At 69.7% G+C, this 1340-nt stretch carries 1 pseudogene; it reads left to right on the plus strand.

From position 1 onward, the window contains the following. Positions 1-1123: pseudogene (locus ACFWF3_RS36060) on the plus strand (DNA repair protein RecN); the annotation flags it as partial. Positions 1124-1340: the final 217 nt, after the last annotated feature.

Genomic DNA, 1340 nt, shown 5'->3' on the forward strand with positions numbered 1-1340 from the left:
CACCCGCCTGGTCGCCGAGATCCGCAGACTCAGCGACCTCGATTCCCTGCGCGAGGCGGGTGTCGCGGCGCACGAGTCGCTCTCGGGCCCGACCGACGCACCGGCCGACGGTGGCGGTGTGCTCGATCTGCTCGGTGGCGCGCGCGCCCGCCTGGATTCCGCCGACGACCCGGCCCTGGCCGCGCTGGCTCCACGGCTCGGCGAGGCGATCGCGGTGGTGGTCGACGTGACCACCGAGCTCAGCAGCTATCTGTCGGAATTGCCGTCCGATCCCAGCGCACTGGACACGATGCTGAACCGTCAGGCCGAGCTCAAGTCGCTGACCCGCAAATACGCACCCGACATCGACGGGGTGATCGCGTGGGCCGACGAGTCGCGCTCGCGCCTGGACTCGCTCGATGTGTCCGAGGATGCGCTGGCCAAGCTGGCCGGTGAGGTGGAGACGGCCGCGGGCAAAGTGCGCGAGGCGGCACGCAAACTCAGTGCCGCGCGCGCCAAGTCGGCGGGCAAGCTGGCGAGCGCGGTGAGCACCGAACTCAGTGGGCTGGCGATGGGGAAGGCGCGCTTGGAAGTCCAGGTCCGCCCGCTGCAGGCCAGTGCCCAGGATTCCGCGCCGTTGGAGATCGACGGTGCACTGTTGCACGCCGGTTCGAACGGCTGTGACGAAGTGGAGTTCCGGCTCTCGGCGCATTCGGGAGCCCAGTCGCTGCCGCTCAGCAAGAGTGCGTCCGGCGGCGAGCTCTCGCGAGTGATGCTGGCCCTGGAAGTGGTGCTCGCCGGATCCGATCACGGCGCGACCATGGTGTTCGACGAGGTCGACGCAGGGGTCGGCGGCCGGGCCGCGGTGGAGATCGGCAAGCGCCTGGCGCGCCTGGCCCGCACCCATCAGGTCATCGTCGTGACCCACCTGCCCCAGGTGGCGGCTTTCGCCGACACCCACCTGGTGGTGAACAAGTCCGACGACGGAAAAGGCAAGGTGGACAGCGGGGTTCGCACGCTGACCGACGACGAACGAGTGGTCGAACTGGCCCGCATGCTCGCAGGCCTCGACGACACGGAGACCGGCCGCGCCCACGCGGAAGAACTCCTCGAAACCGCCCGAGCCGAGCGCTTACCCGCCTGAAGCGAGCATTACCCCCAAAACGGTCGGTCACCACACCCGAAGTCGACCGACCGCACTTTCAACCACCCCGCACACCCGGTCCGTCCCCGTCTTCAACATCCCACCCAACCCAGCCACCGCACTCCCGACCTCTAGGGAGGGACGGCCACGAAGTGGCCGGTCCGCGGCCGTCCCGCCGGTCAGGCGCCGGGGCGTAGGCGACGAAGGAGCAAGCCCC

It is taken from the genome of Nocardia sp. NPDC060220 (genome assembly GCF_042727815.1).
Classification (GTDB): Bacteria; Actinomycetota; Actinomycetes; order Mycobacteriales; family Mycobacteriaceae; genus Nocardia.